25 protein-coding genes are annotated in these 24,253 nt (G+C 67.3%); 16 read left to right on the plus strand and 9 right to left on the minus strand.

Annotation, left to right across the window (positions count from 1 at the left end):
- From WC815_00005 to WC815_00020, 4 genes are all read left to right on the plus strand, one after another.
- Positions 1 to 433 (plus strand): hypothetical protein (locus WC815_00005; protein ID MFA5907136.1); only part of this gene is annotated, 433 nt, incomplete at its 5' end.
- 29 nt (positions 434 to 462) lie between these two features.
- Entirely contained in the window at positions 463 to 1,182 is a 720-nt protein-coding gene (locus WC815_00010) for a lysophospholipid acyltransferase family protein (GenBank protein ID MFA5907137.1), read from the plus strand.
- 10 nt (positions 1,183 to 1,192) lie between these two features.
- The gene (locus WC815_00015; protein ID MFA5907138.1) at positions 1,193 to 1,780 is read left to right on the plus strand and encodes a DUF4126 domain-containing protein; all 588 of its coding nucleotides are present in this window, start codon (positions 1,193 to 1,195) and stop codon (positions 1,778 to 1,780) included.
- 420 nt (positions 1,781 to 2,200) lie between these two features.
- Positions 2,201 to 4,267 (plus strand): VWA domain-containing protein, encoded by a 2,067-nt coding sequence (locus WC815_00020; GenBank protein MFA5907139.1) that lies wholly within the window; start codon positions 2,201 to 2,203, stop codon positions 4,265 to 4,267.
- A gap of 18 nt (positions 4,268 to 4,285) precedes the next feature.
- On the opposite strand, the gene WC815_00025 is transcribed toward WC815_00020, so the two are convergent.
- Together WC815_00025 and WC815_00030 are read right to left on the minus strand one after the other, a co-directional pair.
- Positions 4,286 to 5,398 carry an Ig-like domain-containing protein gene (locus tag WC815_00025; protein MFA5907140.1) on the minus strand — a complete coding sequence of 371 codons (1,113 nt, stop codon included), beginning with the start codon at positions 5,396 to 5,398 and terminating at the stop codon, positions 4,286 to 4,288.
- Between the two features lie 77 nt (positions 5,399 to 5,475).
- Positions 5,476 to 7,425, minus strand: coding sequence for an oligopeptide transporter, OPT family (locus tag WC815_00030; GenBank protein MFA5907141.1), 1,950 nt, complete (start codon positions 7,423 to 7,425; stop codon positions 5,476 to 5,478).
- Positions 7,426 to 7,479: 54 nt separating this feature from the next.
- On the opposite strand from WC815_00030, the gene WC815_00035 reads away from it, so the two are divergent.
- From WC815_00035 to WC815_00045, 3 genes are read left to right on the plus strand one after another with little or no spacing between them, the layout of a single operon-like run.
- Positions 7,480 to 8,148, plus strand: a complete 669-nt coding sequence (locus WC815_00035) for a redox-sensing transcriptional repressor Rex (protein MFA5907142.1) — start codon at positions 7,480 to 7,482, stop codon at positions 8,146 to 8,148.
- Entirely contained in the window at positions 8,135 to 8,632 is a 498-nt protein-coding gene (gene moaC / locus WC815_00040; protein ID MFA5907143.1) for a cyclic pyranopterin monophosphate synthase MoaC, read from the plus strand. The genes WC815_00035 and moaC overlap by 14 nt, the downstream gene beginning before the upstream one ends.
- A gap of 8 nt (positions 8,633 to 8,640) precedes the next feature.
- On the plus strand, positions 8,641 to 9,624 hold the full coding sequence (locus tag WC815_00045; protein MFA5907144.1) for a D-2-hydroxyacid dehydrogenase: 984 nt from the start codon (positions 8,641 to 8,643) through the stop codon (positions 9,622 to 9,624).
- A gap of 64 nt (positions 9,625 to 9,688) precedes the next feature.
- On the opposite strand, the gene WC815_00050 is transcribed toward WC815_00045, so the two are convergent.
- The 4 genes from WC815_00050 to WC815_00065 are packed head-to-tail and all read right to left on the minus strand — an operon-like array spanning position 9,689 to position 13,310.
- The gene (locus tag WC815_00050; protein ID MFA5907145.1) at positions 9,689 to 10,561 is read right to left on the minus strand and encodes a cation diffusion facilitator family transporter; all 873 of its coding nucleotides are present in this window, start codon (positions 10,559 to 10,561) and stop codon (positions 9,689 to 9,691) included.
- A gap of 12 nt (positions 10,562 to 10,573) precedes the next feature.
- Complete coding sequence (lepB, locus tag WC815_00055; protein MFA5907146.1) at positions 10,574 to 11,215, minus strand: signal peptidase I; 642 nt, start codon at positions 11,213 to 11,215, stop codon at positions 10,574 to 10,576.
- Positions 11,215 to 11,997, minus strand: coding sequence for a LytTR family DNA-binding domain-containing protein (locus tag WC815_00060; protein MFA5907147.1), 783 nt, complete (start codon positions 11,995 to 11,997; stop codon positions 11,215 to 11,217). Before WC815_00060 ends, lepB begins: the two co-directional genes overlap by 1 nt.
- Complete coding sequence (locus WC815_00065) at positions 11,994 to 13,310, minus strand: sensor histidine kinase (GenBank protein ID MFA5907148.1); 1,317 nt, start codon at positions 13,308 to 13,310, stop codon at positions 11,994 to 11,996. Before WC815_00065 ends, WC815_00060 begins: the two co-directional genes overlap by 4 nt.
- 48 nt (positions 13,311 to 13,358) lie before the next feature.
- Here WC815_00065 and nuoI point away from each other — a divergent pair, with 48 nt between their 5' ends.
- From nuoI to WC815_00085, 4 genes are all read left to right on the plus strand, one after another.
- A complete protein-coding gene (gene nuoI / locus WC815_00070) occupies positions 13,359 to 13,805 on the plus strand; it encodes an NADH-quinone oxidoreductase subunit NuoI (GenBank protein ID MFA5907149.1) in 447 nt (148 codons plus the stop codon).
- An 84-nt stretch (positions 13,806 to 13,889) separates the two neighbouring features.
- A complete protein-coding gene (locus tag WC815_00075) occupies positions 13,890 to 15,737 on the plus strand; it encodes a bifunctional homocysteine S-methyltransferase/methylenetetrahydrofolate reductase (protein MFA5907150.1) in 1,848 nt (615 codons plus the stop codon).
- Positions 15,738 to 15,774: 37 nt separating this feature from the next.
- On the plus strand, positions 15,775 to 16,458 hold the full coding sequence (locus WC815_00080) for a methyltransferase domain-containing protein (GenBank protein MFA5907151.1): 684 nt from the start codon (positions 15,775 to 15,777) through the stop codon (positions 16,456 to 16,458).
- A complete protein-coding gene (locus WC815_00085; GenBank protein MFA5907152.1) occupies positions 16,459 to 16,923 on the plus strand; it encodes a PaaI family thioesterase in 465 nt (154 codons plus the stop codon).
- 45 nt (positions 16,924 to 16,968) lie between these two features.
- Here WC815_00085 and WC815_00090 read toward each other — a convergent pair whose 3' ends face one another.
- Positions 16,969 to 18,021 (minus strand): hypothetical protein, encoded by a 1,053-nt coding sequence (locus tag WC815_00090; GenBank protein MFA5907153.1) that lies wholly within the window; start codon positions 18,019 to 18,021, stop codon positions 16,969 to 16,971.
- Between the two features lie 200 nt (positions 18,022 to 18,221).
- Here WC815_00090 and WC815_00095 point away from each other — a divergent pair, with 200 nt between their 5' ends.
- Entirely contained in the window at positions 18,222 to 18,623 is a 402-nt protein-coding gene (locus tag WC815_00095) for a hypothetical protein (GenBank protein ID MFA5907154.1), read from the plus strand.
- A gap of 40 nt (positions 18,624 to 18,663) precedes the next feature.
- Here WC815_00095 and WC815_00100 read toward each other — a convergent pair whose 3' ends face one another.
- Entirely contained in the window at positions 18,664 to 19,353 is a 690-nt protein-coding gene (locus WC815_00100) for an isoprenylcysteine carboxylmethyltransferase family protein (protein MFA5907155.1), read from the minus strand.
- Between the two features lie 67 nt (positions 19,354 to 19,420).
- Here WC815_00100 and WC815_00105 point away from each other — a divergent pair, with 67 nt between their 5' ends.
- From WC815_00105 to WC815_00120, 4 genes are read left to right on the plus strand one after another with little or no spacing between them, the layout of a single operon-like run.
- A complete protein-coding gene (locus tag WC815_00105) occupies positions 19,421 to 20,689 on the plus strand; it encodes a beta-ketoacyl-[acyl-carrier-protein] synthase family protein (GenBank protein MFA5907156.1) in 1,269 nt (422 codons plus the stop codon).
- A complete protein-coding gene (locus WC815_00110; GenBank protein MFA5907157.1) occupies positions 20,682 to 21,821 on the plus strand; it encodes an FAD-dependent monooxygenase in 1,140 nt (379 codons plus the stop codon). Before WC815_00105 ends, WC815_00110 begins: the two co-directional genes overlap by 8 nt.
- Positions 21,818 to 22,354, plus strand: a complete 537-nt coding sequence (locus WC815_00115; GenBank protein ID MFA5907158.1) for an isoprenylcysteine carboxylmethyltransferase family protein — start codon at positions 21,818 to 21,820, stop codon at positions 22,352 to 22,354. The genes WC815_00110 and WC815_00115 overlap by 4 nt, the downstream gene beginning before the upstream one ends.
- Positions 22,355 to 22,366: 12 nt before the next feature.
- On the plus strand, positions 22,367 to 23,791 hold the full coding sequence (locus WC815_00120; protein MFA5907159.1) for a mannosyltransferase family protein: 1,425 nt from the start codon (positions 22,367 to 22,369) through the stop codon (positions 23,789 to 23,791).
- Here the strand turns inward: WC815_00120 and WC815_00125 are convergent, their stop codons facing one another.
- Positions 23,792 to 24,139 (minus strand): DUF1801 domain-containing protein, encoded by a 348-nt coding sequence (locus WC815_00125; protein MFA5907160.1) that lies wholly within the window; start codon positions 24,137 to 24,139, stop codon positions 23,792 to 23,794.
- Between the last annotated feature and the right edge of the window lie 114 nt (positions 24,140 to 24,253).

Consider the following 24,253-nt stretch of genomic DNA (forward strand, 5'->3'; position numbering starts at 1 on the left):
CCGGGCCATTACCGACGAAGAGGTTGAACGCCTGTTCCAGTTGCTGGGTGACGGCAAGATCGACAACCACCAGAACTGGAAGGGGCGCTTCAAGGACAACTCCGACAAGATGCGCACCGGCTCCATCTACGACATGGCCGATGTGCTGAAGAGCCTGACGTTCCTGGCCAAGTCGAAGAGCCTGTCGTTCCGCGAAAAGCGCATGCTCGACCGCGCCAAGGCGCTGATCGTGTCGGAAATCTCCGAGGTGATGCGCACCACGGCGGCCGACATCGAGGAGCGGGTCAACACCGCGCTCGAGAAGTGCTTCGTCCAGAAGGCGCGCTCGGCGCAGCGGGCCGCGACCCGCGCGACCAAGGCGGCCCCGGCGAAAGCGGCGGCCCGCGTGACGCCCGTGGCAGCACCCGCTCGCCGCCAGGCGCGCGCGTCCTAGCACCGTATTGACGTTATACTGACGGCGGCATGAACATGTTCATTGCCGCCGTCAGGTCTGTACTCACCTACATCGTCGTCTCCCTTTACCTACTGATTGCCGGTCCCATCGGGCTCGGCATTGCCGTGCCCCTGAAACTGCAGGGCATGCTCTATTGGCTCGGCCACGTGGGCGTCGGGTTGGCGCTGGGCATGGCGGGCATTCGCTACCGCGTGACCGGCGCGGCCAAGGTGCCGGCCGGCCGTGCCGTCGTCTTCTGCTCGAACCACGAGAGCAACGTCGATCCGCCGGTGCTCTTCCGCGCCCTGCATCCGCGGCTGCACGTGCTGTTCAAGGCGGAACTGAAGAAGCTGCCGATCCTCGGCAAGGTGATGCTGGCCGGCGGGTTCGTGGCCGTGGAGCGGGAACGCCGCGAGGCGTCGATGGCCTCGATCGAGGTGGCCGCCGCGTCCATTCGCGAGGGCAACTCGTTCCTGATCTTCCCCGAAGGCACGCGCAGCCGCACGTCCGAACTCTTGCCATTCAAGAAGGGTGGCTTCATCATGGCCATCAAGGCGCAGGCGCCGATCGTCCCGGTGGCGATTTCCGGGGGGCGTGACGCCATGAAGAAGGGCAGTTGGTTCGTGCGGCCGGTGCTGTGCCGCATTCGCATTGGTGAGCCGATCGAGACGGCTGGGATGTCGGTCGACGATCGCGATGACGTGATCGAAGTCGTCCGGACGCGGATAAAGGACTTACTCAAGACATAGGAGCTCGTCGGTGGAACTCCTCGCCACTCTCGGACGCACGCTCGGGTTCTCCCTCGCCGCCGGCGTGAACCTCTACGCCACCGTGGCCGTGCTCGGCCTGGCCGCGCGCTATGGCTGGGTGCAGCTGCCTGAACAGTTCCAGGTCTTCAACCACCCCTGGGTCATCGGGATTGCGGGCGTGCTCTACGTGATCGAATTCGTGGCCGACAAGATCCCGTGGGTCGATTCGATCTGGGATTCGGTCCACACGGTGATCCGGCCGGTCGGCGGCGCCTTGATCGCGGTCGCCGCGCTGGGCGAAGCGTCGCCCGTCATGGTCGGCATGATCGCGTTGCTGGGCGGCAGCGCCGCCGCCGGCAGCCACATGACCAAGGCCGGCGCGCGCGTGGCCATCAACACCAGCCCGGAGCCGTTCACCAACTGGATTGCGAGCCTCGCGGAAGACGCGTTCGTGATCGGGCTGAGCCTGCTGACCTTGAAGTTCCCGCTGCTGGCGCTCCTGGTCAGCGTGACGATCGTCGTGATGATCGTGTGGCTGGCGCGCCGGATCTGGCATTGGCTAAGGCCCGCCACCGCCGCTCAAACGCCGTCCACCTAGCGCGCGCGTCCTAAGGCAGCCGCAGATTCCGCAGATTACGCAGATGTGAGGTCCGGCTCACACCGGCCTTCGGCCGGCAGCGATCACGACTACGACGCGCGGACAAGAGCTCCAGAACGCCGGGAAGAGTCGGCAGCAGCTCTTGTCCGCGCGTCGTAGTCGTGATCGCGTGACGCCAGGCGAAGCCTGGCGTCGTGAGCCGGACCGAGTCTCGCGGGCGCGCCTGCGCCGAACAGAATCGGCGTCATCTGCGTCATCTGCGGCCCTGGTTTCTGTGCCTTAGATCGCGGCGCGAAGCCGCGTCAGGATGGCGGCGGGTATACCGTCGAACTTCGCGCCTGTTTACCCGGGTGCCGGTCTTGACGCAATGTGGGACGAGAAGACAATCCGTGACGGGACCAGACGCAGTAAAGTGACGGGATGCGCATTCGGCTGACCGTGCTCGGCATGCTGGCAGCGTCGCTCGTCCTTGGCATCGCCCAGGAACGCCCACCCGACGGGCAATTACCGCGGTTTCGCGCCGGCGCGAACCTGGTCCGCGTTGACGCCTATGTGTCACTCGACGGCAAGGCGGTCACCGACCTCAAGCCGGAAGATCTCCTGGTGTTCGAGGATGACAAGCCGCAGCGCATCGAAGATTTCAAGCTGATCGAGGCACGCGTTCCGAATCCGCAATCGGAGCGGACCGATCCCACCAACGCCCGTGACATGCGCCAGGAAGCCAACGATGCGGCGCGCGTGTTCACGCTGTTCTTCGATCGGCCCCATGTCTCGCTGAGCGGTTCGTATCACGCGAAGAAGCCGATCGTCGAGACGCTCGACCGTGTGATTGGCCCGGACGATCTGGTCGGCGTCATGACGCCCGAGATGTCGCCGTCGGCCATCACCTACAGCCGCCGGACCTCGAGCATCGAGCGGATGGTCACCGACACCTGGCACTGGGGCGTCAAGGATCGGATTACCGCCGAGACACCGCGTGAGCGCGCGATCAGGGAATGCTATCCGGGCTCGTCGATCGCCGACGAGATGATCGCCCGGCTGCGGGAGCGCGACACGCTCGACGCGCTCGATCACCTCGTGACGCACCTCGAAGGCCTGCGCCCCGAGCGCAAGTTCGTGATGGTGTTCACGGAAGGCTGGCCGCTCTACAAGCAGAGCGACACGCTGGCGGCCGGCAATGCACCCAGCCCGGGAGGCGTGGGCATCGATCCGCGGACCGGCCGGGTTTCGGGTTCGACGCCGATCGATTCGTCGCGCGACGACAGCCGGTCGCTCGAGTCGTGCGATCGCGAGCGCGTGATGCTGGCGTTCATCGACCACGAGATGCAGTTCCGCGAACTGCTGCAGCGCGCCAACCGCGCCAACGTCAGTTTTTACCCCATTGACGCGCGTGGGCTGATCGTCTTCGACCAGCCCACCCGGTTCGACGTGCCGCCCAGCGTGGACGCGGCCTGGTTGCGCGACCGGCACGAGGACCTCCGCATGATGGCCACGCAGACCGACGGCGTCGCCGTGCTCGACAACACCAACGACATTGCCGGCGCGATGCAGAAGATCTTCGCCGACGTCGGTTCGTACTATCTGTTCAGCTACTACTCCTCCAATCCGAAGCTGGATGGCCGCTTCCGCCGGATCCGGGTCGAGGTGAAGCGCGACAACGTGGACGTACGCGCGCGTCCCGGGTACCTGGCGCCGACTGAAGCGGAGGCGCGTGCCGCCGGGGCGACACCGGAACGGCCAGCGGGTAGTCGCCCGGCACCGCCGCCGTCGGTCACCCGCGCGCTCGACGCCATTGCGCCAGGCCGCGGCAACCTGCCCGTCCGCATCCAGGCCGCCGGCGGCCGCGGACTGATCCGCGCCGTCGTCGAACTCGATGCGGCCACCGCCAAACTGCCGGAGTGGCTGACGGGTGGGACGCTGCGGTTGACCGTCGAGCCCGAGCGCGGCAGCGGTTCCACCCCCGGCTCGCCGCCGCAGACCATGACCGTGGCGATCGAGCCCGGCCAACGGAGCATTCCCGTGGACGCGACCAACTCGCCGCTGGTGGCCGGACGCTATTCGGTGCGCGCGGAGTTGACGCCGCGGGCCGGGCGCATGCCGATCCAGGTGACGACGTTCGTGACCGTGCCGCCCGACACGGCGGTGGTGGGCACGGGCGCCCTGGCCCTTCGCCGCGGCCCGAGCACGGGGTTGGCCTACGTGCCGACCGCCGACCCCCGCTTCCGCCGCACCGAACGGCTGCGCATCGAAGTCCCGCTGGCCGACGCCGCCATCGAGGGAACCGGCCGCATGCTGACGCGCGAAGGCGCGGCCATGCCGCTGGTGGTCACCTATTCCACTCGCGTGGACGACGCGACCAGGCAGGCGTTGGGCGTGGCGGAGGTGGTGCTGGCGCCGCTGGCGGCGGGCGAGTACGTGCTGGAACTATCGCTGAAGAAGCCCGGCACGCCCGAGATCATCACCTACGGATTCCGCCTCGTTCCGTAAAAGTGAAGCAGGTTCGCTTTACGACCCGCCGGTCGTGAACGTCAGCGTGAACGGCGCCATGGCGCCGCCGTCGGTACCCTTGATGCCCTCGAGGAATTCGATCTTCACCAGCCGGAACGGTTCCCATGGCTCGACCGGCTTGATCTCGAGCGCACGATTCTCCTTCGCGTAGGTGGCCGCGAACGCGAGGCTGTCCATCGACGTCGCCTTGGCGTAGGTGATGCGCACGTGGTCCTTCAGCGAGGCGGGATCCAGGTCGCGCGACAGCTGCATGCGGATGCGCTCGCCCAGGCGCACGTCGGTCTCGCCCTCGGCCGGCGCCGTGAACAGCACCTCGATCGCCGGCGGAGGCGGCGGGGCAATCTCCACTTCGGTCACTGACTCTGCCGGCGCCTGGGCCAACTCGATGGCGGTGCCCTCGAGCCACGTCAAGCCCTTCCCGGTCCGCACGGTGCCCTGCACCTTCACCCAGCGGCCCGAGTCGATGCGCTTGGCCGGATCGAAGTTGAACGTCTTGCCCTTCGGCTGCAGGCCCATCACCCACAACGCGGCATCGGTTGAGCGCAGCACGAACTGCCACTTCGCCGGCGCGGGCGCCTCCGGCAAGTCGCCGTAGAGATTGCGTCCGCGGAACTGCCCAAGAATCGTGATGCGCTGGCCTTCGAAGCGGGCGGGTTCCATCGCCACCGTGCGAAGCGGCGGGGCCGCGGCCGCCGCGGCCGGCGGCGGCGGGGTGGTGCCGCTCAGCAGGAGGATCAACTCTTCGCCCGGCCGCGGCCAGCGTTCCGGATACATCGTGCGCATGCGGTCGAGCAGGTTGAAGGGAATCAGGCGCGGGTCGTCCTGCGACATCCGGCCAACATCGAGGAACTGGCCACGAGCCTCGAGCTTGCCCTCCCGCGGCAACTCACGGGCGATCAGCCGGATGCTCGCCTCGTCGCTCGCGATGGTGGCGCTCTCCGGGCTGTCGGCCTTGACCGCGCCGACGACCATCACGGTTTGCTGGTGATAGAAGCCGGGATAGCTGCGCAGGGCGGCAAGCGTCGTCGCGCGCCGGGCCGCCGGCTGGGCCGCGGCCTGAGCGAACATCAGGATGCAGGCAATCGCAAGGGCGAAGGCAGGCCGTCGCATGGTCAAGTCCATGCTAGCAAATCACCAACTCACCAACTCACCAACTCACCAAATCAGCCGCCCCCCGCCCCCCGCCCTCAGACCTTGCGTTGCGCGAAGCGCGTCAGGATCACCGCGAGCCCCAGGAACAGCAGCGCGCCGGCGATCTGTCCAAACGCGTCTTCGCCGCGCAGTGCCGGCAGCATTTCGCCCACGACCTGGAACGGCCGCAACCAGTCGGCGCCGACCAGGATGGCGTAGAGGATGCCGGCGAGCGAGCCGCCGGCGATCAGGCCCGAGCTGAACAGCGTGCCGGAACTGAGGTCCGACTCGCTGGTTTCGCCGGTCTTACGCTCGACCCACCAGCGCACGAGACCACCGATGAAGATCGGCGCGGTGGTCGCAATCGGCAGGTAGGCGCCGACCGCGAACGACAGCGAGTGAATGCCGCACAACTCGAGCGTGACCGCCACGAAGACGCCCACCAGCACCAGGCCCCAGGGCAGGTTCTGCGACAGCAGGCCCTTGATCAGCGTGGCCATGAGTGTGGCCTGTGGCGCCGGCACGTCGGCCGAGCCGATGCCGAACACCTGGTGCATATAGAGCACCGTCATGCCGATGACGAAAGCCGAGGTGACGACGCCGATGGCCAGGCCCATCTGCTGGTAGATGGGGGTGGCGCCCACGATGTAGCCGGTCTTGAGGTCCTGTGACGTGTTGCCGGCGTTGGCGGCGGCAATGCAGACGATGGCGCCCACCGAGAGGGCGACCGGGCCGTAGACATCGCCGGTCCAGCCGAGCGCGACGAAGATCATGCAGGTGATGATCAGCGTGGCGATGGTCATGCCGGAGATGGGGTTCGACGAGGACCCGATGAGGCCGGTGATGCGGGACGAGACGGTCGCGAAGAAGAAGCCGAACAGGATGATCAACACCGACACCAGCACGTTGCCCTGGGTCGGCAGCCCCGGCGTCACCGCCAGGAAGATGGCCAGCAGCAACGAGCCGCCCAGCACGATCGCCATCGGCATGTCGCGCTCGGTGCGCAGTTGCTCGCCGCCCGCCCCCGTGCCGAAGCCCTTCAGCCCTTCGCGCGCCGACGAGATGATCGTCGGCAGGGTGCGGGCCAGCGTGATCAACCCGGCCGCCAGCACGGCGCCGGCGCCGATGTAGCGGATGTAGGCGCTCCAGATCTGCCCCGGGCTCATCTCCGAGATCAGGAACGGCAGGCCCGTCGCCGGGTTATTGGCGAAGTTCGGATGGATGGGCGGGAACGGCGTGGTGATGGCCGCGCCCAGCAGCGAGAGCAGCGGCAGCAGCACCAGCCACGACAGCACGCCGCCGGCGAACATGGTACCGGCGATGCGCGGGCCGATGACGTAGCCAACGCCCATGTACTCGGGCGAGATGTCCACGTTCAGCGTCGCATTCGGAAACTGGCTGGTGCGGGCCAGCGAGTGGCCAATCTCCTGCCGGAAGAGGTTGAAGGTCCACGACAGCGACTTCCACAACGCGCCGATGCCCAGGCCGCTGAACACCAGCGTCGCCAGTTGCCCGCCCCGCTCGCCGGCGACGAGGACCTCGGCGCAGGCCGTGCCTTCGGGGTAGGGCAGCACGCCGTGCTCCTTCACGATCAGGGCGCGGCGCAGCGGCACCATCATCAGGACGCCGAGAATGCCGCCGGCAAACGCCAGCATGGTGATTTGCGTGTAGCTGAAGAACTTGGGTCCGTCCGGCAGCAGGAAGATCAGCGCCGGAATGGTGAACACGACGCCGCCGGCCACCGATTCGCCGGCCGAGCCGATGGTCTGGACGATGTTGTTTTCGAGGATCGTCGAGCCGCCAAGCTTCTTGAGCACCGAAATGGCGAGCACCGCGATCGGAATCGACGCGCTCACGGTGAGGCCGGCGCGCAGGCCGAGGTACACGGTGGAGGCGCCGAAGAGCAAGCCGAACAGCACGCCCAGCACGATGGCTTTGGCGGTGAATTCGGCGGGGGACTGTGAGGCGGGAACGTAGGGCTGAAAGGCTTTCGACGGGTCGGCCATGGGCGGGATGATACTCGCTTCGCCGCGTGGATTGCGGTATTCTGCAAATTGCTTGTGAATTCACCGAACAAGCGGAGGGCGGCGGCCGAGCCGGTTTCCGAACTCACCACGAATCGGCTGTCCGTCTACCTCCGCTGCCTCAGTCAACTCGAGTCGGCCGGGGTCAACACCATTTCGTCGCAGGCGCTCGCCGAGCAGTTCCACCTGAACGCCGCGCAGATCCGCAAGGACCTCGCCTACTTCGGCGAGTTCGGCGTCCGTGGCGTCGGGTATTACGTCAAGGACCTCAAGCGCAACCTCCGCCAGATTCTCGGCCTCGATCGCAAGCTGCGCGTCGCCGTGATGGGCGCCGGCAATCTGGGCCTCGCCCTGGCCGACTACCCGGGCTTCAGGCGCGAGGGCTTCGAGATTGTCGCGATGTTCGACGTCGCCGACGCAAAAATCGGGGACGAATCGCGGAGCGGCGTCCCCATCAACGACCTGAAGGACCTCAAGAAGGTGGTGCGGAAGGAACACATCGACATTGCCGTGATTGCCGTGCCGGCCGAGTCGGCGCAGCACGTGCTCGACCAGGTGGTGGCGGCCGGCATCAAGGCGGTGTTGAACTTCTCGCCCGGATCGTTGAAAGTTCCCCCCGGGGTGAAGATGAAGGGCGTGGACCTGACCGTGTCGCTCGAAAGCCTGTCGTTCTACCTGGCGCAGGGCATTGATGGCGAAGAATAAGAAACCAGCCGCGCTGACGCATGTCGATGCGAAAGGGCGCATCCGCATGGTGGACGTGGGCGACAAGCCCGTCACGTCCCGCGAGGCGGTGGCGCGCGGGTCGATCGCGATGTCGGCCGTGGCGCGCAAGCTGATTCGCTCCGGTGCGGTGAAGAAAGGCGACCCGCTCCAGGCCGCCCGCCTGGCCGGCATCATGGCGGCGAAGAAGACCAGCGAGCTGATTCCGCTGTGCCATCCGCTGGTGTTGAGCCACGTCTCGATCGAACTCACGCCCACGCGCGCCGGCTATGCCATCGAAGGCCGGGTTCGCACGTCCGGTCAGACCGGCGTTGAGATGGAAGCGCTCACCGCCGTGTCGGTCGCCGCGCTCACGCTCTACGACATGGTCAAGGCGGTGGACAAGGCCATGACCATCAGCGACATCGAGCTCGTGGAAAAGCGGGGCGGCCGGTCCGGTCACTACGTGAGGAAGTCGAAGGCCTGACGGATTCCATGAGAATCCTCGTCTCCATCCAGCAGCCGGTCAGGCAGTGGCAGATCCCCGCTGAAGGCGTGGCCACCCTCCGTGCCCGGTTCCCGCACATCGAATTCATCTACGCCACCGCCGCCGACGAACGCGCCCGCGGTCTTGCCGACTGCGACGTCGCTTACACCTGGATCCTGACGGCGTCCGAGCTCGCCACCGCGACGAAGCTGCGCTGGCTGCATACCTCCGCCGTGGCGGTGGAAACGCTGTGCCTGCCCGAGCTGTTCGCCGGCGGCGTCACCGTCACCAACACGCGCGGCGTCCAGGCCATCCCGATTGCGGAGCACACCATGGCGGTCGTGCTCGCCCTGGCGAAGCAGCTTCCGCTCGTGCTCGAGCGCCAGCGAACCGCGCAATGGGCGCAGAACGAATTCATGGGACCGCGCCTGCCGTGGCTGTTGAGCGGCCGCACGCTCGGGCTGATCGGCGTCGGCACCATCGGCGCGGAGATCGCGAGCCGGGCCCGGGCCTTCGGCATGCGCGTCGTCGCCATGCGGCGGCGGGCCGGCCACCCAGGCGTGGCCGCGGTGGATCAGGTCTTCGGACCCGCACAGCTCGACGAACTGCTGCGGCAGACCGACGTGCTGGTGATTGCCGCGCCGCTCACGCCGCAGACGGTCGGACTGATCGGCGAGGCGCAACTGGCGCGACTGCCGAAGGGCGCGGTGGTCGTCAACGTCGGCCGCGCGAACATCATCGACACCGGCGCGCTGATCGCGGCGCTCCATTCGGGCCATCTGGGCGGGGCGTCGCTGGACGTGTATCCGCAGGAGCCGCTGCCGGCCGGGCATCCGCTGTGGACGTGCCCGAACGTCATCCTTACGCCCCACACCTCCGGCTTCCGGACGGGCCATTGGGAAGAAGTGGTCGATCTGTTCGCGCAGAACATCGAGCGCTTCGAACGGGGAGAGGCGCTGCGTTTCCGGGTCGAGCCGGAGCTGGGGTACTGAGGGGTCAGACCCCTCGGAACTGCTTGCTCGGGGTCAGACCCCTTGCGTCACCGCCGGCTCGGGATCAGACCCCGATTTCCGGCGGCGGTTCGATGTGAATGATGGCGTCCTTGATTTGCGGGAAGCGCGCCATCAACCGATCCTTCACCACGTGCGACAGCCGGTGCGCCTCGTCCAGGCGCATGTCGCGGTCCATCCAGACATGGAGATCGAGGAAGACGAAGTCGTTCGAGCCGCGCGTGCGGATGTGATGGCACCCGAACACCTCGGGCACGCTGCGCACGACCTCGCGAATCGCCTCTTCCGGAATGACGAAGCGGTCGGCCAGGATCCCAGACGTGGACTGGAAGATCTCCCAGCAGGCCAAGCCGATGAACGCCGCAATCACCAGCGCCGCCACCGGGTCGAGCCACAGGTAGCCCAACCGCACGCCAATCAACGCCGCGATCACCGCCGCCGACGTGAACAGATCGCTCGTCGTGTGATGGGCGTCGGCCATCAGCACTTCGCTCTCGAACCGGCGGCCCGCGGCCCGCTCGTAGATCACGACGCCGACGTTGACGAGAAACGTGCCGGCCATCACCACGAACGTCAGCGGCGTGATGATCGGCGCGCCGCCGGATTGCAGCCGCGCCACCGCTGCCGACAGCACTTCGAACAGCACCAGCAGCAGGAAGATGAGGATGCCGACCGACGCCATGGTCTCGAACTTGCGATGCCCGTACGGGTGGTCGTCGTCCGGCGGATGGCTGGCAATGCGCACGCCGACCAGGGCGACGACGTTCGAGGCGGTGTCGGTGAGGGAGTGAAAGCCGTCGGACAAGACGCTGACCGCGCCGGACGAGAGCCCGAGCGCGATCTTGGCCGCGGCTACGACCAGGTTAAGGAAGAAGACCCGCCAGAGGACTTGCGCGACCTGGCCGTAACGGGCCTGCACGATAACCGGAACTTAGAAGACGCGCGCCTGGGGAACCGGCCACCAGCGAATCTGGACCTTGCCGATGATGTACTTCTTGGGCACGAAGCCCCAGTGGCGGCTGTCGGAGCTGTTGTTCCGGTGGTCGCCCATCACGAAGTAGTAGCCCTCGGGAATGACCTGCGGGCCCCAGTCGTCGTGGCTGCGATATTCCGCGGGCACGAAGTCGTCGCGGACCGGCACGTCGTTGACGTAGACGCGGCCGTCCACCACGCGCACGGTGTCGCCCTCTTCGGCAATCACGCGCTTGACGAACGACTTGTCGGGGTTGAGCGGGTAGTACAGCATCACGATGTCGCCGCGCTGCGGCGCGGTGAGGCGATAGCGGAGCTTGTTGACGATCAGGCGATCCTGATCGGCGAGCGTGGGCGCCATGCTCTGGCCCTCGACGCGCGCCACCTGGAAACCGAACGTCACGATCAGGGTGGCGTAGACGGCGGCCGAGGCCAGGGTGCGGACCCAGGCAAAGAACTCGTCGCGCCACACCTCGAGCCGGCGCATCACCTGCGCCGCGTCCTGGTCGATGGCCAGCGGCAGCGGCGCCTGGGGTTCGAGCGCCTCGGTCACGACCATCGGCACCGGTGTCGTTTCATCGCCGGGGTCGGCGAACAACACTACAGCTTCAGGTAGTCCCGAAGACGGCGGGTCTGCGAACGGCTGACCGGAATTTCCGTCGCCTTCGCGTCTTTCATCCTCAGGATGTAGTTCCGGCTGAACCAAGGCACGATCTCCTTCACCTTGTTAATGTTGACCAGGTGCGAACGGTGCACGCGCCAGAACAGTTCCGGATCGAGCCTCGCGTGCAGCTCGTCCAGTGTTCGGTCGTTCGACGTCCCCGAGACCTGGCTTGTCACAATACTAATCGAATCCTCGACGAGCGACGCATGGATGATGTCGTCGGCCTGGACCAGCACGAACCGGTCCAGTACTTTGACGGCCACCTGGTCCCGGCGGTCTTTCTGGCCGGCCATCATTCGCACCAACCGGTCCAATTGGCCCGCCAGGGGCTCGGATTGGGCCTTCCGGCTGCGCGCGCGTCCTACCGCCGTCTCGAGCCGCCTCGCGTCAACCGGCTTCAGGAGGTAGTCCACGGCGTTCACCTCGAACGCCTCGATCGCGCGCTGGTCAAAGGCTGTGACGAAGATCACACCCGGTCCGGTTCCCCGGTCGAGCAGCCGCTTCGCCACCTCGAACCCGGTGAGCCCCGGCATCTGCACGTCGAGAAACACCACGTCGGGCGAATGCCGGGCGATTTCCTCGAGCGCTTCCACGCCGTTGGACGCCACCCCGACGACGTCCACGCCGTCCACCGCCTGCAGCAGGAAGCACAACTCGTCCCGCGCGAGCTGTTCATCGTCGGCGACGACGGCGGTCAGGGTGATGGATGTGGGTGTCATGCGGTAACTCGCTCCGCCGAGAGGTCGAGGGGAATCTCGACGCGCGCGCACGCGCCCTTGCCCGGGGAGCCGGTCAGCACCAGGCGGCCGGTGGTCCCATAGAGCACGCGCAGGCGTTCGTTGACGTTGCTCAGCCCGATGCCGCTCGACAGCGCGTGGGCCAGCCGCTCCTGGGAAATACCCAGGCCATCGTCGGCCACCTCGATGACGGCGGTGCCGCCGTTGCGCCAGCTGCGCAGCGTGATGGTGCCGGGGCCGACCTTGCGGGCGAAGCCGTGCTTGATGCAGTTTTCCACCAGCGGCTGGAGCAGGAGGCTGGGCACGATGATGTCGAGCGTATCAGGTGCGATGGCCTTGTGGACGGCGAGCCGCGTGCCGAAGCGGATGACCTCGATGTCCAGGTATTCGTCGATGGCGGCCAGTTCCTCGCGCAGGGTGACGAACTGCTGCTGGTTGCTCATCAGCTTGCGGAGCAGGCCCGACAACTTCTGGATCACCTGGCGGGCGGTTTCGGGCTGCGACCGGATCAGCGACGACACCGAGGCCAGGGTGTTGAACAGGAAGTGGGGGTTGATCTGGCTCTTGAGGGCCTCGACCTTCGCGGCCAGCAGCAGTTTCTCCTGCTCCTGCAGCCGATGCTCGATGCGGGCGTTGTTCCAGATCTTGATTGGCGTCGATACCGTGATGATGGTCGCGAGGTAGACCAGCAGCGAGAGCCAGGGCGACGGATCCGACAGCTGGAACAGACGCAACGGGTAGCGCGCCCCCACCGTTTGCCGGATGGCCTCGAGGCCGATGATCGCGAGCAGCAGGACGACCTGCCAGTTCACCTCGACGCGGCGAATCATGCGCCACACGTAGCGCGGGATGCTCAGCAGCTCGAACGGCGAGAAGCTCCAGATCTCTTCCTTCGGGCACGCCTCGCGCAGGCCGCCGCCGGCAAAACCGCAGCCCACGGCAAAGAACGGCGCGGCGTACTCACCGGCCGCCAGCGCCGGCATGGCCATGGCCAGGCCGACCAGCGCGCCGGTGTAGGGGCCGGCGATGAGCCCGGCGAGAAAGGCGCCTTCCAGCGTCAAGTCGGCGGCGTCGTAGTTGAGCAGCACACGGGCGGCGACGCCGGCGGTCAGCGGCACGCCCAGGCCGAGCGCGAAGATCAGCCGGTCCGGCCAGTTGCGCTGCTCGAAAATCAGGATGTGGCGGAAGCGCCGGTAGCGGGCGAGCATCGTCGCCAGCGCGGCCATGGCTGCGAGTTTGACGACCAGGGTCGTCAGCAGGAACTGCCCGGCGGAGAGAAATTTAGGGTCTTGCATGGGCGAACGTTCAGCGAAGAGCGCCCTCGAAATGGTATCATTTCCCCTATGATCGGTCCGCTCGCGAAAGGCTTTGCGCTCACTTTCAAGCACCTGTTCCGCCGTCCCATCACGGTGAACTATCCCGACCAGAAGGTCCCCATGTTTCCGCGGTATCGCGGCAAACAGGTCCTGATGCGCGACGAAGCCGGGCTGGAAAAGTGCGTGGCGTGCGGGTTGTGCGCGGTGGCGTGCCCGGCCGATGCCATTTACCTTGAAGCCGCGGAGAACGACGGCACGGTCATGGCGGGCCCGCGCTACGCGTCCACCTACCAGATTCACAAGACGCGCTGCATCTTCTGCGGCTACTGCGAAGAGGCCTGCCCGGTGTCGGCCATCTTTATGGGCAAGGACTACGAGCTGGCCGTCTACAGCAAAGACGACTTCATCTGGGACAAGACCGAGCTGCTTGTGCCCGCCGCGGCGGATCAAAAGGCGCCGATGCCGGCGCGCTAGGCTGCACCGGCAGCCTGCAGACCAGGCGGGGGCCGCCGGCGAACCCCGCCTCGGCAATTGCCGTCTGTAGAAGTGTTACCAACAGTGAAGCCCTTTCTTGAAGCGTTGGATGAGCGTGTGCTCGTGTGCGATGGCGCCATGGGCACGATGCTGTACGCGAAGGGCGTGTTCATCAATCGCTGCTTCGAGTCGCTGAACCAGACCCAGCCCGACATGGTGGTGGACGTCCACTGCGATTACCTGAAGGCGGGCGCCGACATCATCGAGACCAACACCTTCGGCGCCAACCGCATGAAGCTGCGCGGTTTCGGGCTCGGCGACCAGGTCCGCGATCTCAACCTCGCCGGCGCCACGCTCGCGCGGCGCGCGGTGGAGAAGTCGGGGCAACCCGCCTACGTGGCCGGCGCCATCGGCCCGCTCGGCGTGCGCATCGAGCCGTGGGGCAAGACCGGCCTCGATGAGGCCGAGGCCATGTTCCGTGAGCAGGCGCAGGCGCTGTTCGACGGCAAGGTGGACCTCTTCATTCTCGAGACCTTCCGCGACCTCAACGAGATCGGCGCGGCGATCGCGGCCGTGCGCAGCGTGTGCGACCTGCCGATCGTGGCGCAGATGACCACCGAGGAAGACGGCGCCAGCCTCGACGGCGCGCCGCCCGAGCAGTTCGCGCCCGACCTGATCGCGCGCGGCGCCAGCATCGTCGGCGTCAACTGCAGCGTCGGCCCGGCGCCGATGCTCGAGACCATCGAGCGCATCAGCGAGGTGACCGACGTGTGGCTGTCGGCGCAGCCCAACGCCGGCAGGCCGCGCGACATCGAGGGCCGCAACCTCTACCTGTGCTCGCCGGAATACATGGCGTCGTACGCGCGGCGGTTCATCGCCTCCGGCGTGCGGCTGGTGGGCGGCTGCTGCGGCACCACGCCGGAGCACATCCGCCAGATCGCGCTGGCGGCGAAGTCGCTGGCCCCGGGCCTGGCGCGGCACGCGGGCACCGCCGAGGTGCGGACGCCGGTGGCCAGCCAGCCCAACGCCCGCCCGGCCCTCCCGCGCGAGGCGAAGTCGGTGATGGGCCGCAAGCTCGCCAACGGCGGTTTCATCCGCGCCATCGAACTGGTGCCGCCCCGCGGCCATTCCGCCGACGCGGCGCTGGCCGACGCCACGCGCCTGGCCCGGCGCGGCGTCGACGTCGTCACCATTCCCGACGGCCCCCGCTCCGGAGCGCGCATGAGCGCGCTGTCGCTGGCCGTGCTCGTGCAGCAGCACGCGGCGGTGGAAGTGTTGCTGCAGTACTCGTGTCGCGATCGCAACCTGCTGGGCATCCAGTCGGATCTGCTTGGCGCGCACGCCATGGGCGTGCGGAACCTGCTCGGCATCACCGGCGATGTGCGAAGCCTTGGTGACATCCCCGATGCCACGGCGGTGTTCGACGTGGACTCGATCGGACTGACCAACGTCATTACTCGTCTCAACCATGGACTGGACATCGGCGGCCAGTCGATCGGCGAGCCGACGGCGTTCCATACCGGCGTGATGGTGAACCCGTCACGCGATCTCGACCGGGAAGTACGGCGGCTCGAATTCAAGGTGGAAGCCGGCGCCGAGTTCGCGGTGACCAGACCGGTGTTCGATGTGGCGGCCTTCGAACGGTTCCTGGCTCGCGTGGCGCCGCTGGGCGTGCCTATCATCGTCGGCATCTGGCCGTTTGAAAGCGCGCTCAATGCTGAATTCATGGCCAACGAAGTGCCCGGCGTAACCGTTCCGGATGCACTGGTGGAGCGGATGCGACGGACGACCAGCGCCGAGGCCGCGGCCGCGGAAGGCGTAAAAGTGGCGAGGGAACTCGTCGAAGCCATCAAGGGGATGGCCGCGGGCATCCAGATCTCGACGCCGTCGGGCCGGCTCGACGCCGCCCTCGACGTGCTCGACGTGGTATAGTCCGGACCGGTTGGAGCTGGTTGGAGAAAGTGTAAATATGGCCCTATTTGATACGGAGACTCGGCGTTCGGGCGACGCGGCCACCAGGGCGCTGTCGGTTACCACGGTCGAGACCGACTTCGTAGAAAAGGTCTACCAGAACATTGCCAAGGTGTACGACTACACCTACGGTCCCACCCTCCATCCCGGCCGACTCGAAGCCATCGAGAAGATGGCGATCCACCCCGGTACCAACGTGCTCGAAGTGGGCGTCGGCACCGGCATCAACCTGTCCCTGTATCCGCGCACCTGCCGCGTCACCGGTATCGACCTGTCGAGCCGCATGCTCGAACGGGCGCAGGAGCGCATCGACAACAAGGGTCTGCATCACTGCGAAGTCGCCGAAATGGACGCCACCAAGCTGACGTTCGCCGACAACTCCTTCGACGTCGTCTACGCACCCTACGTGATCAGCGTGGTGCCGGACCCGGTCGCGGTCGCGCGCGAGATGTACCGCGTGTGCCGTCCCGGCGGCCGCGTCATCATCCTCAACCACTTCAAGAGCGCGAACCCGATCATGGGCCGCATCGAAAGGGCGATCTCGCCGATGACCGTGCACATCGGCTTCACCGCCGACCTCGACATGCATGCATTCCTGGCCCAGGCCGACCTGCGCCCGGTGTCGATCGAGAAGGTGAACGTCCCGAAGATGTGGTCGCTCATCACGGTCGTCAAGAACTAGTTGCCACCACCCGTTACACCCGAGCCCGGCTGGACCTCGGTCCAGCCGTTCCCGCAACTCGATCCCCATTCATTTCTCGTCGCCAACCCGTCCGGCGAAAGCGTGCGCATTGCCTACTTTCGCGGTCCCGAGCCCGGCGTGCTCTACGCGAAGGCCTGGTTCGGCCGCGAGACGCAGGGCCCGCCGGGCTACGTCCACGGCGGCGCGATGGCGGCGGTGCTTGACGAGAGCATGGGCGGCGCCTGCTGGATGAACGGCCACCCCACGGTGGCCGCGAAGATCTCGGTGTCGTTCCTGGAAATGCTGCGGCTGGAGTCGGAGACGACCGTCGAGGCCCGGGTCGACCGGACGGACGGGCGCAAGATCTACGTCAGCGCCAAGCTGATCGATGCGTCGGGCACTGTCGTCGCCGAATCCGACGGGCTCTTCATCGTCCTGCGCGAAGATCAACTGAAATCGATGTAAGGAGTTCAGAAGATCAGAAGAAACGAATTGGTTTCTTCTGATCTCCTAATCTCCTGTCAATTCAGTTATCAGTCGTGCCGCAATCTCTGCCCCATTAGTCGCCGGTTTCTCCTGTGGAGCCGGCTGTGCGAGCAGCGCATCGAGATGCGGCCCCCAGGCACCCCCAAACAGAGCAGCCTGATCGATGAACGCCGCCCGCAGGAAGCGGGGCATGGCCGTCACCAGCACGTCGTACTCGGCGAACTGTCCGCGTGACGTGTAGAGCAGGGCGGTCTCGTTCGCCAGGCACTCCGAGATGATGCCGTAACCGGGCTTGGTGACGACCACGTCCGCGGCGCGCACCAGGTCTTCGTAGCGGAGGCCGCGCGCGTACAGCGCCGGCTCGTCGACATCGCCCGGCAGCAGGATGCGGTATCCGGCCAGTTGCCTGAGCGCCTCCACGTTCAAGCCGTCAAGGCCGTAGCCGCCGAACGACACCAGCACCAAGCGTTCACCGTGCGGCAGGCCGAGCGCCTCGCGGGCTGCCGCGGGATCGCGTTCGGAACGCCGCGCGACGAAGGGGATATTGACGACGGCCGGCATGGTGGCGAAGCCGCCCGACATCGGCAGCCGCAGGGCGAGGGTGGTGTCGGCGTAGACCCGCCCGATCGCGTCCGCGAGATCGGCGCCGCCCTCGTAGCCGGCATAGATCCAGTCCCAGGTGAAGTTGCCGAACGCCACGCCCGGAATGCCGGCGGCGCTGGCCGCGGCGATGCCGAGCGGCGGGATGTCGGCGACGACCAGCGTGGCGCCGGCGCGGCCCAGCCACGCGGCCTCGGCGGCCACGCGATCCGAAAAAGCGGCCATGAACTGCCGCCCGCGCTCGATGGTCGCGCGCGCGTCCGGCCGGAGGCTGTCAACCTGGACCACGCCGGTATCGCACTGAGCCGGCTCGAGCGTGACACCCGGCCTGACCGTGCGCTGCACCAGCCACGGCGCCACGTCCGAGCGAATGATGACGCGGAGGTCCGGCCGCCGATCGGCCAGCGCGTTGATCACCTCGATCGAGCGCGAAGCGTGGCCGAATCCGTGTCCCGATATGTAGAAAGCGATGGTCACAGACAGGCATTATCTTGTGATCTCGTGAGGTGGTGATCTGGTGATCTGATCGGCAGATCTGGTGATCTGGTGATTTGGAGGCCGCCGGACCGCGGCCAGGATCACCACATAGATCAACCGATCGCCCGCTCACCAGATCAACCGCTCGCTCACCAGATCACCACCTCACGAGATCACAAGATCGGGGCTACAATAACCGTGTGGCATTCGACGAGCGAGCATTCTTCAGCGAGCGGCCCGAAACGCGCCCGGCGAAGTACCCGTGCCCGCGCTGCAAGCGGATCAACGAGTACAGCATCCGCTGGGTGAAGCGCACCAAGAAGGGCGCGCCGCAGAACGCCGACGACCGGGCGAAGTTCGACAAGTTGCGCGATCACCTGCTGCGCCTGGACGATGAGGTGACGTGCAAGACCTGTGGGAAGAAGTTCGAGATCCCGTCGATGCATTCGATGATGTTCATCGATCAGCTCGACGGCCTGCCGAAGGACGAAGAGGCCGACGAGGCTGAAGCGACCCAGGCGCCGGGCAAGCCCATGGACGCCACGACCAAGGCGGCGTTGCCGGCCCGCTTCACGCGGCCGACCAAAGGCTGGCGCGGCTAGGCCACAGATTGAACGCAGATTGCGCAGGCCGGGCTCCTGGCTACCAGACCCCGGGCACCAGTCGCGACCGCACCTGGCGTTGGTAGGCGCGGTACTTCTCACCAAACGCCTGCACGAGTGAGGCTTCCTCCAGCGGAATCGCCACGACCAGGTAGGCGGAACTGACCACCGCGAACAGCAGCCGGCTGCAGGTCATCTCCGGCGTGCCGAACACAATCAGCAGCCAGCCGAAATAGATCGGATGCCGGACCAGGCCGAATGGGCCGGTCACCTTGAACTCCACCGGCTGGTCGCGACGCGCCTGCCGCACGCCGGCCAGCTCCCACACCCCGATGATCCCTGAGGCGCGTTCGGTCAGCGCGAGCCCGGCCAATTGGACGCCAAAGCCCAGCCACTGCAGCGGCCCCTCGAGCGCCCATGCGATTCCCGGCAGCGGCCGCCACAGCCAGCACACGGCGATGAAGAGCAGGCTGGCGATCCAGACGTAGACGCTGCGCTCGAGCTCCGGCGACACGATCCGGCTGATCCAGGCCTTGGCGCCGGTCCGCGCCATCACGCTGTGGTGCAACGCGAAGATGGTGAAGAGCGTGACGTCGAAGAGCACCGCGGGCCAGATCGGCGCGCCGGTCGCCGGCGCCGGGAGGCGAAGGAGGTTGCCGTAGACCACGACGAACGAGAGGAGCGACGCGGCGAACAAGAGCGCGCCGATCCACGCGAACATTGTGCGCACGAACAGTATTATGGTCGGAACCATTCAGAACGGTTCAGAACGATTCGGATAGGTTCAGAAAGGTTCAGTGAACTCACCACGAGTTGCCATTACCGGCATCGGAGCCGTTTCGGCGTTTGGCGTCGGGCGCGAGGTGTTTTGGGATGCGATCCGCCGGGGCCAAAGCGGCACGCGGGCCATCACCGAGTTCGACGTCTCCTCGTATCCCTGCCAGGTGGCGGCCCCGGTTCCGCCGGTGGACATGACCGCGGCCGAGCCGCTGGCCGGCGAGCGCGGGCCGCGGGACTCGCGCGCCGATCCCAAGCGCTACTCCCGCGCCGCGCTGTTCGGCGTGGTGGCGGCTCGTGAGGCCTGGAACGACGCCGGTCTCGCGTTTGGCCAGGCCAACGCCGGCGTGATCATCGGCAGCGGCGGCGGCGGCATCGACGTGGGCGAGCGTCAATACCAGGATTTCTTCACCACCGGCGGCAAGAACGTCACGCCCTACGCGATTGCCGTCGGCATTTGCGGCATGGTCTCGAGCGAGATCTCGATTGCGCTGGGCGTGCGCGGCATCAGCCACGTGCTGTCCACCGGCTGCACCAGTTCCACCGACGCCCTTGGTTACGCCTGCATGCTGCTGCGCCAGGGCGACTGCGACGTGCTGCTGTCGGGCGGCACCGACGGCTGCGTGCTGCCGGGCATGATCTTCGGCTTCTCCCGCATGCGCGCCGTCTCGACGCACTACAACGATCGCGGCGCCGAGGCGTCGCGGCCGTTCGATCGCGGACGCGACGGCTTCGTGCTGGGCGAGGGCGCGTGGATGCTGACGCTGGAGCTGGAGGACCGCGCCCGCGCCCGCGGCGCCACCGTCTACGCCACGATCGACGGCTACGCATCGACGTGCGACGCCTACCACCGCGTCCAGATGGATCCGGACGGCGAACAGATTGTCCACTGCATGCGCCAGGCGATCGAGCGATCCGGGCGCGCCGCCGAGGAGATCGGCTACATCAACTACCACGGCACCTCCACGGTGCTGAACGACGCCATCGAGGCGCGCTGCACGCGGCTGGCCTTCGGCGCGCTGGCCGACCGCATTCCCGGGTCGTCCACCAAGTCGATGATCGGCCACCCGCAGGGCGCCAGCGGCGCCGCCGGCGTGGTCGCCACCGCACTGGCGCTGTCGCGCGGCTTCCTGCCGCCCACCATCAACCTCACCACTCCCGATCCGCAATGCGACCTGGACTTCATCCCGAACGAGGGCCGCGCCGCGCAGCCGGAGGCGGCGTTGTGCAACTGCCTCGGATTCGGATCGAAGAACAGCGCACTGGTCATCGGCCGCGCGCATGGATGACGTCGTCATCGTCGGCGGCGGTCCGGCGGGGGCGTTGGCGGCCCTCATCCTGGCGCGCGCCGGCGCGAGGGTCCGTGTGTTCGAGCGCGCGCGCTTTCCGAGGCACAAGCTGTGCGGCGACACCTTGAATCCCGGGGCGTTGGCGGTGTTGGCGCGGCACCTGGACGTCACCTGGCTGGCGGCGAACAGCAATGACATCCACGGCATGCTGATCACGGGCCCCGGCGGTATCGCGGTGCGGGCCGTGTACGGCGCCGGCATTGCCGGCCGCGCCGTGACGCGCCAGGTGTTCGACGAGTGGCTCCTGCGGCAGGCCGGGGAGGCGGGCGCGCACGTGGAAGAGGGCGGGGCCGTGAAAGGCGCGCTGGTCTCCGGCGGCCGGGTGAGCGGCGTGATCGCGATGTGCGGCGGCGGCGGGGAAGCGGCGCATGCGGGCCGCCTCGTCATTGCCGCCGACGGACGCCGGTCGACGCTGGCCTTTTCGCGCGGCCTGGCGCGCCAGCCGGCGCGTCCCCGGCGATGGGCGATCGGCGGTTACTTTACCGACGTCACTGGATGCGGCACCGTCGGCGAGATGCACGTGCGCCGGGGACACTACATCGGCGTGGCGCCGGTGCCGGGCGGCCTGACCAACGTCTGCGTGGTGATGCCGCATGCCACCGGTGACCAGCCCATCGGGCCCCCGGCGGAGGTGATTCGCACGCGGCTCGACGGCGATCCGTCACTGCGCGACCGGTTTGCCGCCGCACGCCTGGTGGGCGATCCGGTGATGCTGGGCCCCATGGCCATCGACACCGACACGGCCGGCGAGCCGGGCCTGCTGCTGGCCGGTGACGCCGCGGGATTCATCGACCCCATGACCGGGGATGGCATGCGCCTCGCCCTGGCGGGCGCCGAACTCGCCGCGGCCGCGGCGCTGGATGTGCTCGCCGGCCGGCTGTCGCCCGCCATCGCGCACCTGGAACTGACGCGCCGCCGCCGCGCGGCCTTCGCCTCGAAGTGGCGATTCAACCGGACCTTGCGGACGCTGGTGGCCTCGCCACGGGGTGTTTCGGCGGCCGCCGTCGCGGCGCGGGCGGTGCCGTCGCTGTTTGCCGGGATCATCCGTTACGCGGGAGACTGTCCATCGTGACGCCAACCCCAGCGACCGCGATTGCCGTGCTCACCGTCGTGGCCGCGTTCCTGATGATGGGCGGCGAGCTGGTGCTGTCGGTGTTCAACGAGCGCCAGTTGCGCGCGAAGGGCGCGGTGGAGCCGCCGGGTGATGTCATCGCGATCATGCGATGGACCTACCCCGCGTCGTTTGTGGCGATGGGCGTGGAAGGCGCGCTGGTCGGGCCGTCGCCCAGTTCCATCCTGTTGGGGGGGCTGGTGCTGTTCGGCCTCGCCAAGGCGCTCAAGGTCTGGGCCATCGCATCGCTCGGTCCGCGGTGGAGCTACCGCGTGCTGGTCCTGCCGGACGCGCCGCTGGTCACCTCCGGTCCGTACCGCTACCTGTCGCATCCCAATTACCTCGCCGTGGTCGGCGAGTTGGTGAGCGTCGCCTGCATCGTGGCCGCGCCGATCACCGGGGTCCTGGCGGCGATTGCATTCGGCCTGCTGATGCGCGCACGCATCCGCATCGAAGACCGCGCGCTAGGCAGAGTGGCCCCGCCGAAGCCATGACAGAATAGGCGCGTGAAACTGCCGAAGTGGGCGACGGCGCTCGACGTCCTCGCCGTCGTGATGGCCATCATCGCGCTGTCGGTCGTCGTGGCCGGCGGCTTCCGTCTCGTGATCTTCGGCACCCGGCTCTCGGTCACGGATTGGTGGCGTCCCGCGCTGTGGAGCGTGGTGGCGCTGGTCATTCGCCACGCCATCGTCCGGCATCAGCCGCTGCCGCAGCGCGTGGTGCAGGCGGTGGTCCGCTGGTGGCGCAATCCCGACACCAGAACCGTGCTGCCGATCCACCTGGCGACGCGCGGCGGCGTGCTCGCTGTCGGCTTCCTCGCGGTGATCCTGATCGGATTTCCGCCGGAGGCGGCCTCGCGCTGGCGCATCTACTCCAACGATTTTCTCGACCTGCCGGCACGGTGGGACGCCGGCTGGTACCTCGGCATTGCGATGGAGGGGTATCGCTACCTCCCCAACGCGCCGGCCGACGTCCAGCAGAACATCGCGTTCTTCCCGGCGTTCCCCATGACCGTGCGGTACTTGTCCACGGTGCTCGGCCATCAGCCGTTGTGGACCGGCGTGGGCGTGTCGCTGGTCGCGTTCTTCCTGGCGCTCGGCTACTTCCTCCGGCTGGCGCGGGACGAACTGCGCGACGAGGACCAGGCGGTTACGGCCGTCATGCTGCTGGCGGCCTATCCGTTCGCGGTGTTCTTCAGCGCGGCCTATACCGAGGGGCTGTTCCTGCTGACGCTGGTCGGCGCCGTGTACCACTTCCGCCACGATCAGCTGTGGCGCGCGGCCGGGTGGGGATTCCTGTGCGGGCTGACGCGGCCCAACGGGTCGTTCCTGTCGATCGTGCTCGGCCTGATGGCCGTCGCCCCGGTGTGGGGGATGTGGCGTCCGGCTTCAGCCGGACCAGGCCCTTCAGATGAAACAACCGGCTGGCCCCGCGTCGGCAAGCGGCTGCTGTCGGCGTCCGCGCCCGGCTTCGGGATGCTGGCGTTCTCCGCCTACATCTACCAGCTCACCGGCCATCCCTTCCGCTGGACCATGCAGAATGCGGCGTGGGGCCGGGTGTATCGCGGCCTCGACTCGCTGGTGTCGGATCGCGTGGACTTCATCGCCAACAACGGCCTCTACAACTACGCCTCCACCCAGACGATTGACTTCTTCTATCTGCTCGCCGTGTTGTTCGCGCTCGGGTCCGTCTGGCCGGTGTATCGCCGGTTCGGCCTCCCGTACGCGGTGCTGCTGCTGGTGAACGTGCTGCCGCCGATGGCGGCGGGCGGTTTGCTGTCGATGGGCCGCGTCACGTCGGTGCTGTTTCCGGCGTTCCTGTGGATGGGCGGCGCCATCCCGGCCCGGCACCGCACGGCGTGGATCGCCTGCTTCGCGTGCCTGCAGGGATTTGTCGCGGTGATGTTCTTCACCTGGCGCCCGCTGTTCTAGCTAGACCGACGTAATCCACTGGCGCACCACCGCTTGAATCGCGGCCTCGTGCGCCCTCACGTCTTCGACCCCGGCGAAGTTGACCAGCGCCCGGTCCCTGGCCAGCCACTTGATGAGGCCCTGCGGATCGTCGATCTGGAACGACGGCCGCTCGCGAACCTTCGCGCCCACGTGCAGGATGATGCCGATGCCGTCTTTCTCGCGGAGGTGCGTGGTGGCGAAATACTCCGTGGTGCGAAAGCTCGGCGCATTCCACTTCACGCCCTCGGCGATCGAGGGATCGGCGCCGCAGATGATCTGACGCAGCAACTCGATGGCCGCCTTGTGCGGATGCTCCAGGCGCGTCATGAACTGATCAACGGCCTCCGAGGTGTCGGCAGCAATTGCTGTGCGAGCGGGTCGCGGCACAGATGTCGTCATGCCAGTTCCTCGGCAGCCGCCAGTTGCGGCCAGATGTCTCCA

The organism is Vicinamibacterales bacterium (assembly GCA_041659285.1).
Taxonomy (GTDB): Bacteria; Acidobacteriota; Vicinamibacteria; order Vicinamibacterales; family UBA2999; genus 12-FULL-67-14b.